This is a genomic window from Plebeiibacterium sediminum (assembly GCF_026013605.1).
GTDB classification, from domain to species: Bacteria; Bacteroidota; Bacteroidia; order Bacteroidales; family Marinilabiliaceae; genus Saccharicrinis; species Saccharicrinis sediminus.
The window spans coordinates 1-466 of sequence record NZ_JAPDPJ010000313.1 but is presented as its reverse complement, the minus strand read 5'-3'; the positions used below and the strand labels follow the sequence as shown (position 1 = coordinate 466).

The 466-nt window shown below is 37.6% G+C and carries 1 protein-coding gene; it reads left to right on the top strand.

Translation table 11 applies throughout. The annotated features are described in order from the left end of the window. Positions 1-28: 28 nt before the first annotated feature. The coding region (locus OM075_RS25605) for a DUF6266 family protein (RefSeq protein ID WP_301193392.1) at positions 29-466 on the top strand (438 nt) is incomplete at its 3' end.

The window sequence follows — 466 nt, the reverse complement described above, 5'->3', positions numbered from 1 at the left end:
AAATTAAAAATCGTAAAAATAAATAGTCATGGGAAAGTTTAATAACGGAATCCTTGGTGGATTCAACGGAAAAGTAGGTAACGTGGTAGGTGCAACTTGGAAAGGCATCACCTATATGAAAGCAGTTCAAAATACCGGAACTAAAAAAGCCACTGAAAAGCAGATTGTTCAACGCGCCAAATTTGGTTTTGCTGCTAAGTTCTTACAACCGTTATATCCGGTTATTCAAATCGGGTTTAAAACACAAGGTGTAAAACAGTCGGCACAAAATGCAGCCCAGGCACATCTGTTAAATTTCGCACTAGCAGGAGAATATCCATCCTTTGCAGTTGATTTTGAAAATCTGTATTTGGCAAAAGGTTCTATTAAAGTAGCTGATTCAGCATCTGTTAATGCCGATGCAGACCAAATTACTTTTAACTGGAGTGATACAGATAAAGCACTGAACATTCATGGTAATGAACAG